Below are 13,374 nucleotides of genomic sequence, written 5' to 3'. Positions count from 1 at the left end.
ACCGGATCCGCGAGGCGCCCGCCGCCATTTGCAGTCTGCAGCGAGTGAAGTGCCCTGTCGGGACAACGAGTTGACACTGGTGGCGAGGGCCGGGCCGAAGGCCGGCGCGGTGCGGGGATCCAGGACGAGGAGGGCCGGAAGGACGCGGCGAACTTGCCCGAGGGGGAGGGGCATCGCGAAGCCGCGCGAACGGGACGCGCGGCACGGCGGGGGACCTGGAGCCTGGCCGGGGTGGTGGTGGGTAGCGACACCACCCGCGGTTCGTGGGGGCGGGCCCGCATCGCCTCCGGTCACCAGGTCCGCGCGATCAGGGGCCGGTACGCGGCGCGTGTCCTCAGCTCTGTCCGAGGGCGTCGATCAGCGCCTCGGAGGCGAGCAGCATGACGGTGCTCCACAGGGCGACGCCTGCCATGAGCCAGCCGATCAGCCGCCACCGGGGCAGGCCCAGCGCCGTGCCCAGCAGGGCCGACCCCCAGGTGCCGAAGAGCGCCGGCCCGATGATGCCGAAGCCGATCACGCCGTATCGGTCCACCATGCGCCGGGCCCGCCGGCCGGTGGGGCCGTCGAGGCGGTTCCGGCGATTCCCGGGCGGAGACCCGGCGGTGGCGGGCCGCCGCCTTGAGCGTCGGACCAGCCAGCGGGCACGCAGCCATCCGGACGCGAAGACGGCGGACAGCAGGCATCCGGCCGCGCCGATGAGCACGGCGATGAGCGCGAGGGGCGGGGTGAGGGAGATCGAGAGGCCGAAGGGTACGGCCGGGGTGCCCAGGGTGAATCCGGCGAGTACCGCCCAGGCGAAGTTCAGCACGTATCACTCCTCGGTCGTCGGGACGGACGCCATGTCGGTGCGCGGCGACAGTAAACTAACTAACCAGTTATGCTATCGCGGTGACCACCTCTCCATACTCCTCAGCATCCTTACCGGGCAGCTTGGTTGAGCGGCTGGCGGCATCCAGGTACGTACTTCTCACGACGTTCCGCCGGGACGGGCGGGCAGTGCCCACTCCGGTGTGGGTGATGAGGGACGGGGACTGCCTGGCCGTGTGGAGCGCGGCCGACGCCGGCAAGGTCAAGCGGATCCGCAGCAGTGGCCGGGTGACCGTCGCCCCCTGCGACTGGCGGGGGACCCCGAAGGGGGAGCCGGTGCCGGGTGTCGCCGAGTTGCCCGCCGACCGGGACACCGCTCACTACCTCGACCTGATGAAGCGCAAGTACGGTCTCGTCGCGCGGGTCGGCTTGCTGGGCAGCCGGCTGAAGGGGCCCGGGCACCGCATGGCGGGCATCCGGGTCCGACTCGCGGAGTGACCCTCGCGGGGACCCTGCAGCGTCCGGCCCCGCGCCCGCCCGCACTCTTGTCGACGGGTTGCCGGATCTCGGGCGGCCTTGCTCCGAGTCGGGCGGGCCCACCTCGCGACATCCGGTGTCCGGGCTCTCGCCGGCGCGGCCCTCGAACGCGGCGACCACGTCCTGATCGTCGCCGTCGCCCTCGGCATCATCCCGATGGCCGCCCCGGACCCCTGCCAGGCCTTCCCTGAGAGCGCCCGCATCGTCCTCGGCTCCGGCATCGGCTGCCTGGTGGCCGTCCTGCTCGACCTGGCCCGGCACCCCGGCTCCCGGGCGCGACACGCCGTACGCAGTACCGAATTCCCGCACGCGCTTCCCGGCCGCCGCCGGCCGCCGGGTGGGGTCCCGCGACCGGGTGCGTACGGCTTTCGGCCCTTCCTCGCGCCGGGATGCGCCGGCGGCGCGCCCGGCGGCCGCGGTTCATGACCTCCGTCACACGGGTGTGTTCCGCCTGGTCACCGCCGTCAACGGCTCCCGCTTCCTTGATCATGTCACGAGCCAAGTCCGGATGATCAGTGATAGCTTTTTCGGACCCTTGTTTCATTTACATGTCAATAGCCTGTCGAACCTGGACCGTTGAGGAAGAGGATCGTGAAGCAGTCAGTGGAAAGCGCCCCCGGCCGGACCGAGTTGGTGCACAGGGAGTTCGCCCGCCAAGCGAACACGTTCGAGGACGCGCGTCTCAATGGTGCCTTCACGATGCACCTGCGCGGTCTCGTCGACTTCATCGCGCCCGACGCGGACGCGGTCTGTCTGGACTCCGCCTGCGGCACGGGCATCGTGGCCCGCGCCCTGGCTCCCCGGGTGCGCCACGTCACCGCCCTGGACACCACGCCCGAGATGATCGCGCAGGGCAAGACGCAGGCGGACGCGGAAGGCGTCGCCAACGTCGTGTTCCAGGAGGGCGACGCCGCCCGGCTGCCCTTCCCGGACGACTCCTTCTCCCTCGTCGTGACGCGGTTCTCGCTGCACCACGTCGCCTCCCCCGAGCGGGTCGCCGCCGAACTGGTGCGGGTGTGCCGGCCCGGCGGCCGGGTCGTGGTCGCCGACATGGTGGCGCGCCCCGAACTGCCCGGCGACGCCGACCGGCTGGAGCGGCTGCGCGACCCCTCGCACGGCACGCTCCTCACCGTGGAGCACATCACCGGCCTGCTGACCTCCGCCGGTGCCACCGCCGGGCCCGCCGACGTCTTCGACGTGGAACGGCCCCTCGCCCCGTGGCTGGAGCAGTCCCTGACCCCCGAGGACACCGCGCGCGCCATCGAGCGGGAGCTGGCCGAGGAGCTCGACGGCGGGCCCGCGACCGGCCTGCGCCCGCTGCGCAGGGACGGCGGGCTGTGGTTCACCCAGACGTGGGCGCACCTCTCCGCGCGGGCCGCCGCGTGACCTTACGTACGCTCGCCCCCGCTCCCGACGACTTCTTCGACGGCATCGCCGGCGCCGACGGCACCTGGCGCCCCGTCCGCCCCCTGTTCCTCTCCGCGGACCGCTTCCGCGAGCTGGGCGAGCTCACGCTGCGCGCGAGCCGCCTCGTCCTCGACGCCTGCCGCCGCCGCGCCGCCACCGCGGGCGAGCTGCGCCGCGCCCTCGGCGTACCGGCGGACCGATGGCCGCTGCTCGGCGACGACGAGCCGCTCGGCGACCACCTGCTGGCCGCCGTGCGCCCCGACATCCTCCTGCAGGACGGCACGCCCCGGTTCGTCGAGCTGAACATCGACAGCGCCCTGGGCGGCGCGTCCCACGCCGCGCTCCTCGGCGAGCGCTTCCTCGCGCTGTACGGGGACACGACGCCCGGGCTGCGGGTGCCGCCCTCGGCCGTGGACACCCGGTCCGAGGCGTTACGCACCACCCTCGGCCTGGCGGAGGGCGCCCGCGTGGTCGTGCCCGCCTTCTCCGCGGGGGCCGTCCCCGGTCTGGAGGACCTCGCCGCCTTCACGGCGTGGATGCGGCCGGTCTGCGAGAGCGCCGGACGGCAGGGGCTGGACGCGGTGACGCACCCCCTGGACCGGCTCGCCACCGACGGGCGCGGGCGGCTGCTGGCGGACGGGCGTCCGGTGGACGCCGTGCTCCGGATGTTCGTGAGCCACAGCCAGCCGCCGAGCGCCGGGATGGAGGCCCTGGTCAGGGCGGTGCGGGCGGGCACCGTCCGGATGTTCACCTCCGAGGCGGCCATGCTGCTCGCGCACAAGCTGACGCTGGCCTGGCTCTGGCAGGACGCCGACGGACTCCCCGCCCCCGACCGGGAGTTCATCCACCGGCACATCCCCTGGACCGGTGACGCGGGCGACCGGACCGCCCGGGCGCGCGAGCGCCGCGCGGAGCTCGTGCTCAAGCCGGCCGACGGCTACGGCGGCAGCGGGGTCGTCCTCGGCGCCGCCGTCGACGAAGAGGAGTGGCGGGCGGCGCTCGACCGGGCCGCGCGGGACGGCGGGCACATCCTCCAGGAGTACGTCACCGGGGACCGGGTGCCGGTCGGCTTCCGCCACGCCTCCTCCGGCGAGATCCGCACGGTCGAGGTCCCGTACGTCATCGGCCCGTTCGTCTTCGGGGGGCGGACGTCCTCCGTGCTCGCCCGGCACGGCGTGCCGGGCGGCGGCGCCGTGCTGAACGCCCGGCACGGGGCCTTCCTCAACACCGCACTGCTGACGGAGACGCATGACGACCTCCGCGACCTCTGACGGCGGCCGGAGCGGCGCGGCCTCAGGGGAGTTACGGCTCGGCCGCCGCTTCCGGATCTTCCAGGCGGCGGTCCTCTCCTCCGACCTCGCCGACGGCGTCTACCGCGTCGCCGTCCCGCTCCTCGCCCTGCAGCTGACCCACTCGGCCCTCGCGATCAGCGCGGTGGGCGTGGCGATGCGCATGCCGTGGCTGCTCGTCACCCTGCCGGCCGGCGTGGTGGTCGACCGCTACCACCCGCACCGGGTGCTGCGCGCCGCCTCCTGGCTGCGGATGCCGCTGGTGCTGCTGCTCGCCGCGGCCGCCTTCACCGGTCACCTCTCGGTGTGGGCGCTGGCGCTCGGCGCGTTCGCGGTCGGGGCCGCGGGCACCGTGGTGGACATCGCCGCGCAGTCGCTGGTGCCCCGCCTGGTGGACGGCGCCGCGCTGCCGCGCGCCAACGCGAGCCTGCAGTCCGTGCAGACGGTGATGGCGCAGTTCCTCGGGCCCGCCCTGGGCGGCGTCGTCGCCGCGCTCGGCGCGGGCGGCGGCATCGGCTCCGCGACGGTGCTGTACGTGGTGACCCTGCTGGTCCTCGGCGGTCTGCGGATGCCCGGCGACGGTCCGGCGGCCGAGGTCCGCGGCGGCTCGCCGAAGTCCGTGCTCGCCGACCTGCGGGAGGGCCTCGGCCACTTCCGGAGCCGCCGCGACCTGCTGCACCTGGCCGGGGTCACGGCCTGCGTGAACCTCGCCTACGCGGCCGCGATCACCATCCTGCCGCTGTGGGCCATCGACCCGGGCCGCCTCGGGCTGCCCTCCTGGGCGTACGGTGTGCTGCTCGCCGCGCCCGCGGTGGGCGGCGTGCTGGCCGGGCGCTTCGCGGCGAAGGCGCTGACGCGGTTCGGCGGCGGGAGCGTCCTGCGCGTCTGCGCGCCGCTGGTCGGCGCCTGCTACATGGCGCTCGCGATTCCGCACGTCGCCGCGGCCGCGGTGGCGCTCACCGTCTCCGGGGCCCTGCTGATGGCGATCAACGTCATGAGCGTGACCTACCGGCAGACCTCCATCCCTCCGCAGCTGTTCGGGCGGGTCAACGCCGCCTACCGGTGGATCATCTGGGGCGTCCTGCCCCTCGGCTCGCTGGTCGCGGGGCTGCTGGCCGACGCCTTCGGCGTGGCCTGGGTGTTCCTGTGCACCGGCGGACTGGCCCTGGCCACCGGGCTGCTGCGGGCCCCGCGGCTCACCGAGGACACGGCCGCCCGGACGCCGGCGGACTCGCCCAAGGCTCCTTCAGGATCGTAAGGAACGACGCATGCACATCCTCTTCGTGGACTCGAACGCGGCCTCCCTGGAGGCCTTGCGCTGCGCCAAGGAGGCCGGCCACCGGGTCGGCTACGTGCAGTCGCACACGCCGTACTACCGGCTCGGCGAGCGCGAGCGCGAACTGATCGGCCTGGCCGACTGGTTCAGGGACGGCGTGGTCACCACGGACGCCTCGGCGGTCGCGGAGGTCATCGCCGAGTGCCACGCGGAGCACCCGGTCGACTTCGTCTCCACCCACTTCGACCTGACGGTCGAGGCGGTGGCCCTGGCCTGCGAGAAGGTGGGGGTGCCGGGGCCCGCGTCCGGTCCCGCGCTCACGGCGCGCCGCAAGGACCTGTGCCGGCGGGCGCTGGCCGCCGCCGGGCTGCCCTCGGCCCGCTTCGCCACGGCGGACTCCACCGCCGGGGCGCTGGTCGCCGCCGGGGAGGTCGGGTACCCGGTCGTGATCAAGCCCCCGTCCGGCGCCGACAGCGCGCTGTCGTTCGTCGCGCACACCGAGGAGGAGGCGCGGGCCGCGGCCGACCAGGTGCTGCACCGGCTCGACTCCGTGCCGGAGCTGTGGCGCGAGCAGTACTCGCGGGGCGTCCTCGTCGAGGAGCTGCTGGTCGGCCCGCTGGTCTCGGTGGAGATCGGGGTGCGCGGCGAGGAGTTCTTCCCGTTCTCCGTCAGCGGGCGCACCCGCTCGGCCGACGACCAGGTCATCGAGCTGGGCGCGCACATTCCGGAGCCGCTGGGCGCGCGGGAGCGGGACGAGTGCGTCGCCTACGCGCGCCAGGTGTGCCGCGCGGTCGGCCTGGACCGGGGGATCTTCCATCTGGAGATGATCCGCACGGAGCGCGGACCGGTCCTGGTGGAGGCCAACGCCCGCATCATGGGCGGGGTGATGCCGGCCCTCTACCGGCACGCCACGGGCCGGAGCATCTACACGGCCTATCTGGAGCTGCTGAGCGGCGCGCCGGTCACGGTCCCGGAGGCGACGGGGGTGGCGATGAGCCGGCGGCTGCTCGCCCGCCGCGCGGGCGTGCTGCCCGACCGGCTCGACGTGGCGTGGCTGGAGGAGTACGGGGACGCGCTCGTCCGGTACGACACCTTCGCGCAGTTCGGGGTGGGCCCGGGCAGCGAGGTCGCGGCGGGCGCGTCGCTCGGCCGGGTGATGCTGCTCGGCCGCGACCACGCCGAGGTCTCGGCGGCCGTCAGGGAGATCACCGGGCGCTTCGAGCGCATGCTGGGGCTGCCGCTGATGCCGGGCGAGAACGACCCCGAGCGGTCCGACCACTGGAACATCACGTCCACCATGTGAGACGTCGATGTTGTGAGATTGTCCATACCTCCCTTGATCAACAAGCTGTTGAATTCTCGCCACCGGGCGACTGAAGTGGCATGCAACAGCTCCAACACCCTGGAATAGAAGGAGAGTTCAGCGTTGCACGGAACCTTCGCCAGCATCACGGCGCTTCCCCCCGTCTACAGCGAGGTCCTGGAGGACGAACGGCCCATACGCTCCTGGCTGCGGGCCGGCCCAGGCGACACCGTCTTCAGCATCGCCTCCGGCGGCGACAACGTCCTCAACCTGGCCCTCGACGGTCCGGCCAAGGTCTACGGCCTCGACATCAGCCCCGCCCAGACCGCCTACTGTCGCGCCAAGTCGGCCGCGCTCGGCGGACTTCCGCACGACGCCGCGATGCGACTCCTCGGCGTCCACGAGGCCCCCGCCGAGGAGCGCTCCGCGCTGCTCGACGAGGTGCTGACCGCCGCCGGGACCACCGTCGAGGATCCCGCCGCCCGTGAACTCGCCCTGGCCCAGGGCCTGCTGCAGATCGGCGCCTTCGAGCAGCTGGTCGGCGTGGTCCGGGCCGAGATCCACCAGGCGGTCCCCGACCGGGTGCTGCGCGCCCTGATGACCGAGCCCGACCACGCCGAGCGGCTCCGCATATGGAAGGACGAGGACATCGCGGCCAAGCTGCTGCCGGTGTTCCGGCTCTTCTTCGCCGAGGACTCGCTGAAGGACGTCTTCACCCCGGCGAGCTTCCACGACATCTTCGACTGCTCGCCCTTCCCCGAGTTCCTGCTCTCCGTCATCGAGCGGCGCCTCGTCGAGGACGACCCGACCGGCAACTACTACATGCACCGCTGGTGCTTCGGCGGCTACCTGCCGGGCGGCGCCCTGCCGCCGTACCTCCAGGCGGACGAGAACGACCGGCTGAAGGAGGCACTCCCGCGCGTCGAGTGGGCGACCGGGCACCTCCTGGAGTTCCTCGGCGGCCTCGCCGACGGCGAGGTCAGCGGCTTCAACCTGAGCAACGTCCTCGACTGGTGCGAGAACGACTACGTCGAGCAGACCTTCGACCAGCTCACCCGCGCCGCCGCCCCCGGCGCCCGCGTGTTCGTCCGCTCCTTCCTCAAGGAGCGCCCGTTCGCCGCGCACGCCGCGAAGCTCGGCTGGGTCCGCGACACCGAGGCCGAGGCCGCGGCCCAGGACGCCGACCGCGTCGGCTACTACCCGCACTACCAGCTCTGGGAGCTGAGGGCGTGAGCCTGCTCGGCCTGACGCCCGCCGTCACCGGCACCGCGCCCTTCGGCAGCTGCTACCAGCAGGCGGCCGCGAACCTCGCCTCCTGGAAGGGGCTCGACCACCCGGCGGAGACCCTCTGCACCACCTGGGGGTTCTCCTGGGGCGGCGGTCCCGTCCTGGACGGAAGCGGCCGCTGGAGCGCGGCGGCCGCCGCCGTCCACCGGATGGACCTCGCCGACCGCACCTTCGGCTCCTGGGACGCGGCCGAGGACGCCGCACGCGCGTCCCTCGACGCCGGCCACCCCGTGGCGGCCGCCGTGGACGCCTTCCACCTGCCGTCCCCCTACGAGGGCCGGGAGCACATCGCGCACTGCGTGCTCCTGCTGGCCCACGAAGGGGACCGGGTGTGGATCAGCGACCCCATGAACCGGCCCGAGCCCACCGCGTACTCCGCCGAGGCGTGGCGGCGCATGCGCTCCGCCGAGGCGGCCGGCTCCTACCGCACCCTGCTGCTCACCTCGGGACCCCGGCACCCGGCCACGCCCCTGGAGCTGGCCACGGCGGTGCGCGAGGACGCCCGCTCCCACCGGAGCGCCGACCGCGCGGCCTTCGAGGGCTACCTCTCCGCCCGCGAGGCGGAGGCGGCGGACCCGGCGGAGGTGCTCGACGTCAGCGGCGTGGCGGCCGAACGGCTCTACCTGGGGCAGCTGTTCAAGCGGCTGGCGGGCGGAGCGGGCTCCGGCGAGGAGGCGGCCGCCGTGGCGGAGGGCTTCACCTCGCTCTCCCGCCGCTGGTACCTGCTGCACACCCTGTCCCGCGAGAGCGGCGGCAGCGCCACGGGCCGCGCGCGGCTCCTGCGCATGCTGGCCGACCTCGGCGACAGAGAAGCACGCCTGACGGATGCGGTGGACGCGCTCGTGTCCGCCCTCACCGCGCAGGCCCGGTGAAGAGGAACTGATGAACGACACCGCACGGCAGTACGACGCCGTCATCCGCGAGGCGCTCGTCACCCATTCCGACCTGGGCGACACCGCCCTGGAGGTGGACCGCGACGCCGACCTGTACGCGATCGGCCTCACCTCGCTCCACTCGGTCCGCGTCCTGCTCTCCGTGGAGGACACGCTCGGCGTGGAGATCCCGGAACAGCACGTGGGCCGGGCCCTGTTCAGCTCGATCGGCCACTTCAACGACGTCCTCCTGGACATCACCGGCAGCACCCCGGGAGCCGTCCGGTGACGGCCTCCGACCGCGTGCTGTCGTACGCCGAGGCACGCGAGGCCGCGCTGCGGGCCCGTGTCGTCCTCGCCGAGCACGCACGCGCCACCGACCGCGAGGCCGCGTTCCCCGCCGAGCCGGTCGCCGCCCTCCGCGCGGAGCGGCTGCTGTCCGCCGCCGTCCCCAAGGAGTACGGCGGCCACGGCCTGGGGCCGGACGAACTCGCCGCGCTGGCCGCCGTCCTGGGCGGCGGCTGCGGCTCCACCGCCATGGTCTGGGCCATGCACCAGCTGCAGCTCGCCTGCCTGGCGGGCGCCGCCGGCACGTCGCCGGAGCTCGTCGCCTACCTCCGGGAGGCGTGCGCCGAGCAGCTGCTCGTGGCCTCCGTCACCTCCGAGGCCGGAGTCGGCGGCAGCCTGCGCGAGAGCCGCTGCGCGCTGGTGCCGGACGGCGCGGAACTGCTCCTGGAGAAGGAGGCCACCACCGTCTCCTACGGCGCGTACGCCGACGCCTTCCTCGTCACGGCCCGCGCCCGCCCGGACGCCGCGCCCACCGACCAGGTGCTCGTACTGGTCAGGGCGGGGCAGGCCCGGCTCACCCGGACCGGCGAGTGGGACACCCTGGGGATGCGCGGCACCTCCAGCCCGGCGCACTCCCTCTCCGCCCGCGTCCCCGCCGCCCAGGTGCTGCCCGTGCCGTTCGGCGAGATCGCGACCCGCTGCATGGTGCCGCTGTCGCACCTGCTGTGGGCCGGGGTGTGGACCGGCATCGCGGCCGACGCGGTGCGCCGCGCCGCGTCGTTCGCCCGCGCCCGCGCCCGGGCCCAGCTGCGCTCCGGCACCGTCGTGGACGACCCGCGCCTCGGGCAGGCCTACGCCTCGCTGCGCGTCCTGCAGGACTCCGTACGGCAGTTCGGCGCGGACTACACCCGGTTCACCGCCGAGCCGGACGCCGACACCACCGCGATCACGGTGCGGGCCAACGCCCTGAAGACCTCCGTGTCCACCGGCTGCCTGCGGGTGGTCGAACAGACCCTGGAGATCTGCGGCATGGCCGGCTACAGCGAGTCCGGCCCCTACTCGGTCGCCCGCCATCTGCGGGACCTCCACTCGGCCCGGCTGATGATCGCCAACTCCCGTCTGGACCAGTCCAATTCCCAACTCCTGCTCCTCGGAGGGAGCGTGATCGACGCATGACCGCGTACGAACGGACGCACCAAGGCTGGACCGCCCCCACCGGGCTGCCCGGCACCCTCGGCCTCACCCCGCGCTTCGAGGAGGTGATCGCCGGATTGCAGCAGGCCCTCAACACCGCGGGCGCGGTGCCCTCGCCGGGCCCCGTCTGGTATCCGCCGGTCGTCCCCCAGGCGCTCCTCGAACGCGCGGAGTACGCCGAGTCCTTCCCGCACCTCCTCGGCACCGTGCACGCCCTGGCCGAGGGAACCGACCGGGCCGAAGGCCCCTCCTCCTCCGGCGTGGCGCTCGCCCCCGCCGCCTGCTACAGCGTCTACCCGTCCTTCGCCGACCGGGAGCTGACCGCGCCGGCGCAGGTGGACGTCGCCGGCTACTGCTACCGGCACGAGGCGACCACCGAACTCGGGCGCTTCCGCACCTTCCGGATGCGCGAGTTCGTCAGGGTCGGAGACCCCGAGACCACGCTCGACTGGCGGGACGAGTGGATCGCCCGCGGCGAGGCGCTCTTCTCGCGGCTCGGCGTGAAGGTCTCCGTCCAGTCGGCGACCGACCCGTTCTTCGGCCCCGGCGGGCGGTTCATGCGCGCGAGCCAGCTGGAGCAGTCCCTGAAGTACGAGTTCGTCGCCAAGGTCTCCGACGCCGACGAGGGCACGGCCATCGCCTCGGCCAACTACCACAAGGACCACCTGGGCGCCCGCTTCGGCATCGGCTACGCGGGCCGGGGCACGGCGCACAGCGCGTGCACCGCCTTCGGCCTGGAGCGCGTCGCCCTCGCCCTCGTCCACGCCCACGGAGACGACCGGGCGAACTGGCCGTCCCTCACGGAGGAGGTCATATGACCGCGCACCACCTCGTGACCGGCGCGACCGGCTTCGTCGGCGGCGCCCTGGTCCTGGAACTCTTACGCCGGACCGACGCCGAGATCACCTGCGTCGTCCGGGAACGGCCCGGCCGCCCCGCGCGGCAGCGCCTCGACGCCGCGCTCACCGCGGCCGCGGAGGCGTACGGCGAGCAGGACCTGATCCCGCTCTTCGCCGACCGGTGCCGGGCGGTGGCCGGCGACGTCACCGAGGAGCGCTGCGGCGTGGACACCGCGGGACTGCCGGACGTCGACGAGGTCTGGCACGCCGCGGCCTCGCTGGACTTCGAGGAGCGCCGCAAGGACGAGATCCTGCGCGACAACCTCGACGGCACCCGGCACGTCGTGGCCCTCGCCGAGGCGCTGAAGGCGCCCCGCTTCAACTACGTGAGCACCGCGTACGTCGCGGGCGAGCGGACCGGCTGGATCCCGGCCCGGCCCGTGCCCGCCGGCACCACCAGCAACAACGCGTACGAGCACAGCAAGATCCAGGCGGAGGCGGTGGTGCTCGCCGGCGGCTTCGAGCGCACCCGGATCCTCCGGCCCAGCATCGTCATCGGACACAGCCGCACCCTGGCCGCGACCAGCTTCACCGGCATGTACGGCTTCGTGAACGGGCTGTCCGCCGCGCGCGCCGAAGTGCGCCGGCACCTCGGCGACATGCTGGTCTTCCGGCCGCTGCGGATCCGCGCCGCCGCCGACGCGCGCATCAACTTCATCCCCGTCGACCGGGTGGTCGCGGCGGCGGTCGGCGTGAGCCTCGCCGACGGCGACTCGGACGTCTACCACCTGGCCAACTCGCGCCAGCCCACGGTCGGCGAGTCGCTCTCCGTGCTGTGCGAGCTCCTCGCCATCCGCAAGCCCGTGTACGTGACGGACGCGGAGGAGTTCACGCTCATCGACGAACGCGTCGACGAGCGCCTGGAGTTCTACCGCTCGTACATCCACGGCTCGAAGGACTTCGACCTGGCGAACGTGAACAAGCTCGTCGGCGACGACGTCCTCGACCACCCCCTGCCCCCGGAGCGACTCGCGGACTTCATGGGCTGGTACCTGGACCGCCGCGGGCTGAGAGGAGACTGACCATGCACGTCAAGGGCATCGAGTCGTGGGACCTCGCCTACGACGGCAGGCAGGCACTGCACCGCACCGAGGACGGCAGCGAGCTCTACTACGAGCTGCGCGGCACCGAGGGACCGGTCGTCACCCTGGTGTCGACGATCTACGTGGTGAGCACCGCCTGGCGGAACTTCACCGGCGACCTCGCCGGCGACCACCGGCTGCTCTCCTACGACCTGCGCAACCAGGGCGCGTCCGAGGGCCGGCCCGCGGAGTTCGCCCAGCACACCGAGGACCTGAAGTCGCTCCTCGACGACCTCGGGATCGAGCGCACCTACCTCGTCGGCACCTCCATCTCCACGCTGATCTGCCGGGACTTCGCCAACGCCCACCCCGAGCGGGTGGCGGGCCTGGTCCTGGTCGGGCCGCCGTTCAGCCCCCGCGGCTCCTCGCGCCGCCGGCGCGTCGCCAAGTCCTGGCTGGCGGCGCTGGACGCGGGCGGCCCGCGCGCCCTGTTCGACCTGATCTATCCCCTGGTGTTCGGCGACAAGGCGATCGCCGAGGGCGGATCGGGCGCGTACCTCGCCCTGAGGGAACGATTCCTCGCCATCAACTCGGCGGCCCAGCTGCGCGCCAACCTGCGCGAGGCGCTCGGCGCCGGCGACCAGGTGGAGCGGCTCGCCTCCATCGAGGCGCCCACGCTGCTGCTCTCCGGCGACGACGACTTCTCCACCACCGAGTCGACGCTCGACGCCACCGCGGAGATCATGCGGAGCGCCGCGGTGGAGATCATCCGGGAGTGCGGCCACCTGCCGTACTTCGAGCAGCCCGAGGCGTTCCAGGACGCCGTCGCGCGCTTCGTCGCCTCGGTGGAGGACGGGACGTTCCCCGCGCCGTGGACCGCCCCCGCGACCGAAGGGAAGGGCCGATGAGCGCCCTGACGGACGAGGAGACCGTCCTCGAACGCCTCGTGGCCCTCCTGGAGCACGTCGCCGCCGACGTGCTGGAGGGTCCCGTCACCGACACCGGGCCGGGTTCGCTGCGCCGGCTCGGTCTGACCTCCGTGAAGCTGCTCGAGTTCCTCGTCGCGATCGAGGACGAGCTCGGCCATGTCTGGGACGACGACGTGGAGGAGTCGGTCATCGGCTCCCTCGACGCGATGGCCGCCCACATCAGCGCCGCCGGTGTCGCCCCGGCCCCCATGAATCGAGACTGAC

The 13,374-nt window shown here is 73.5% G+C and carries 15 protein-coding genes; 14 read left to right on the top strand and 1 reads right to left on the bottom strand.

The genetic code is table 11. The features are described from left to right. Positions 1 to 334: 334 nt before the first annotated feature. Positions 335 to 808 (bottom strand): hypothetical protein, encoded by a 474-nt coding sequence (locus AB0E19_RS08245; RefSeq protein WP_362175198.1) that lies wholly within the window; start codon positions 806 to 808, stop codon positions 335 to 337. A gap of 80 nt (positions 809 to 888) precedes the next feature. On the opposite strand from AB0E19_RS08245, the gene AB0E19_RS08240 reads away from it, so the two are divergent. The 14 genes from AB0E19_RS08240 (at position 889) to AB0E19_RS08175 (ending at position 13,373) form a co-directional block, all read left to right on the top strand. Then, on the top strand, positions 889 to 1,305 hold the full coding sequence (locus AB0E19_RS08240; protein WP_362175195.1) for a PPOX class F420-dependent oxidoreductase: 417 nt from the start codon (positions 889 to 891) through the stop codon (positions 1,303 to 1,305). A gap of 78 nt (positions 1,306 to 1,383) precedes the next feature. Next, on the top strand, positions 1,384 to 1,770 hold the full coding sequence (locus tag AB0E19_RS08235; protein WP_362175192.1) for a hypothetical protein: 387 nt from the start codon (positions 1,384 to 1,386) through the stop codon (positions 1,768 to 1,770). Between the two features lie 165 nt (positions 1,771 to 1,935). Continuing rightward, complete coding sequence (locus tag AB0E19_RS08230) at positions 1,936 to 2,730, top strand: methyltransferase domain-containing protein (protein ID WP_362175189.1); 795 nt, start codon at positions 1,936 to 1,938, stop codon at positions 2,728 to 2,730. Further along, positions 2,727 to 4,022 carry a hypothetical protein gene (locus tag AB0E19_RS08225; protein ID WP_362175186.1) on the top strand — a complete coding sequence of 432 codons (1,296 nt, stop codon included), beginning with the start codon at positions 2,727 to 2,729 and terminating at the stop codon, positions 4,020 to 4,022. The genes AB0E19_RS08230 and AB0E19_RS08225 overlap by 4 nt, the downstream gene beginning before the upstream one ends. Beyond that, positions 4,000 to 5,298: an MFS transporter gene (locus AB0E19_RS08220; protein ID WP_362175183.1), complete on the top strand. Its 1,299-nt coding sequence runs from the start codon at positions 4,000 to 4,002 to the stop codon at positions 5,296 to 5,298. Before AB0E19_RS08225 ends, AB0E19_RS08220 begins: the two co-directional genes overlap by 23 nt. Positions 5,299 to 5,308: 10 nt before the next feature. Next, positions 5,309 to 6,619 carry an ATP-grasp domain-containing protein gene (locus AB0E19_RS08215; RefSeq protein WP_362175180.1) on the top strand — a complete coding sequence of 437 codons (1,311 nt, stop codon included), beginning with the start codon at positions 5,309 to 5,311 and terminating at the stop codon, positions 6,617 to 6,619. Positions 6,620 to 6,742: 123 nt separating this feature from the next. Continuing rightward, positions 6,743 to 7,852 carry a DUF3419 family protein gene (locus AB0E19_RS08210; protein ID WP_362175177.1) on the top strand — a complete coding sequence of 370 codons (1,110 nt, stop codon included), beginning with the start codon at positions 6,743 to 6,745 and terminating at the stop codon, positions 7,850 to 7,852. Continuing rightward, positions 7,849 to 8,778 (top strand): BtrH N-terminal domain-containing protein, encoded by a 930-nt coding sequence (locus AB0E19_RS08205; protein ID WP_362175174.1) that lies wholly within the window; start codon positions 7,849 to 7,851, stop codon positions 8,776 to 8,778. The genes AB0E19_RS08210 and AB0E19_RS08205 overlap by 4 nt, the downstream gene beginning before the upstream one ends. Before the next feature lie 10 nt (positions 8,779 to 8,788). After that, a complete protein-coding gene (locus AB0E19_RS08200; RefSeq protein ID WP_362175171.1) occupies positions 8,789 to 9,067 on the top strand; it encodes a phosphopantetheine-binding protein in 279 nt (92 codons plus the stop codon). Then, entirely contained in the window at positions 9,064 to 10,242 is a 1,179-nt protein-coding gene (locus AB0E19_RS08195) for an acyl-CoA dehydrogenase family protein (protein WP_362175168.1), read from the top strand. The genes AB0E19_RS08200 and AB0E19_RS08195 overlap by 4 nt, the downstream gene beginning before the upstream one ends. Then, entirely contained in the window at positions 10,239 to 11,078 is an 840-nt protein-coding gene (locus tag AB0E19_RS08190; RefSeq protein ID WP_362175165.1) for an aminoacyl--tRNA ligase-related protein, read from the top strand. Before AB0E19_RS08195 ends, AB0E19_RS08190 begins: the two co-directional genes overlap by 4 nt. Then, positions 11,075 to 12,181 carry an SDR family oxidoreductase gene (locus AB0E19_RS08185; RefSeq protein WP_362175162.1) on the top strand — a complete coding sequence of 369 codons (1,107 nt, stop codon included), beginning with the start codon at positions 11,075 to 11,077 and terminating at the stop codon, positions 12,179 to 12,181. Before AB0E19_RS08190 ends, AB0E19_RS08185 begins: the two co-directional genes overlap by 4 nt. A 2-nt stretch (positions 12,182 to 12,183) precedes the next feature. After that, positions 12,184 to 13,089, top strand: coding sequence for an alpha/beta fold hydrolase (locus AB0E19_RS08180; protein WP_362175159.1), 906 nt, complete (start codon positions 12,184 to 12,186; stop codon positions 13,087 to 13,089). Next, complete coding sequence (locus AB0E19_RS08175) at positions 13,086 to 13,373, top strand: phosphopantetheine-binding protein (RefSeq protein ID WP_362175156.1); 288 nt, start codon at positions 13,086 to 13,088, stop codon at positions 13,371 to 13,373. Before AB0E19_RS08180 ends, AB0E19_RS08175 begins: the two co-directional genes overlap by 4 nt. Position 13,374: the final 1 nt, after the last annotated feature.

This window comes from Streptomyces sp. NPDC047974, assembly GCF_040653375.1.
Lineage (GTDB): Bacteria > Actinomycetota > Actinomycetes > Streptomycetales > Streptomycetaceae > Streptomyces.
This window is presented reverse-complemented; position numbering and strand designations above follow the sequence as displayed.

Bases quoted from the DNA above. Each gene is read 5' to 3' on its own strand.
- AB0E19_RS08175 (WP_362175156.1), top strand. From the start codon at position 13,086: ATGAGCGCCCTGACGGACGAGGAGACCGTCCTCGAACGCCTCGTGGCC.
- AB0E19_RS08180 (WP_362175159.1), top strand. From the start codon at position 12,184: ATGCACGTCAAGGGCATCGAGTCGTGGGACCTCGCCTACGACGGCAGG.
- AB0E19_RS08220 (WP_362175183.1), top strand. From the start codon at position 4,000: ATGACGACCTCCGCGACCTCTGACGGCGGCCGGAGCGGCGCGGCCTCA.
- AB0E19_RS08200 (WP_362175171.1), top strand. From the start codon at position 8,789: ATGAACGACACCGCACGGCAGTACGACGCCGTCATCCGCGAGGCGCTC.
- AB0E19_RS08190 (WP_362175165.1), top strand. From the start codon at position 10,239: ATGACCGCGTACGAACGGACGCACCAAGGCTGGACCGCCCCCACCGGG.
- AB0E19_RS08185 (WP_362175162.1), top strand. From the start codon at position 11,075: ATGACCGCGCACCACCTCGTGACCGGCGCGACCGGCTTCGTCGGCGGC.
- AB0E19_RS08215 (WP_362175180.1), top strand. From the start codon at position 5,309: ATGCACATCCTCTTCGTGGACTCGAACGCGGCCTCCCTGGAGGCCTTG.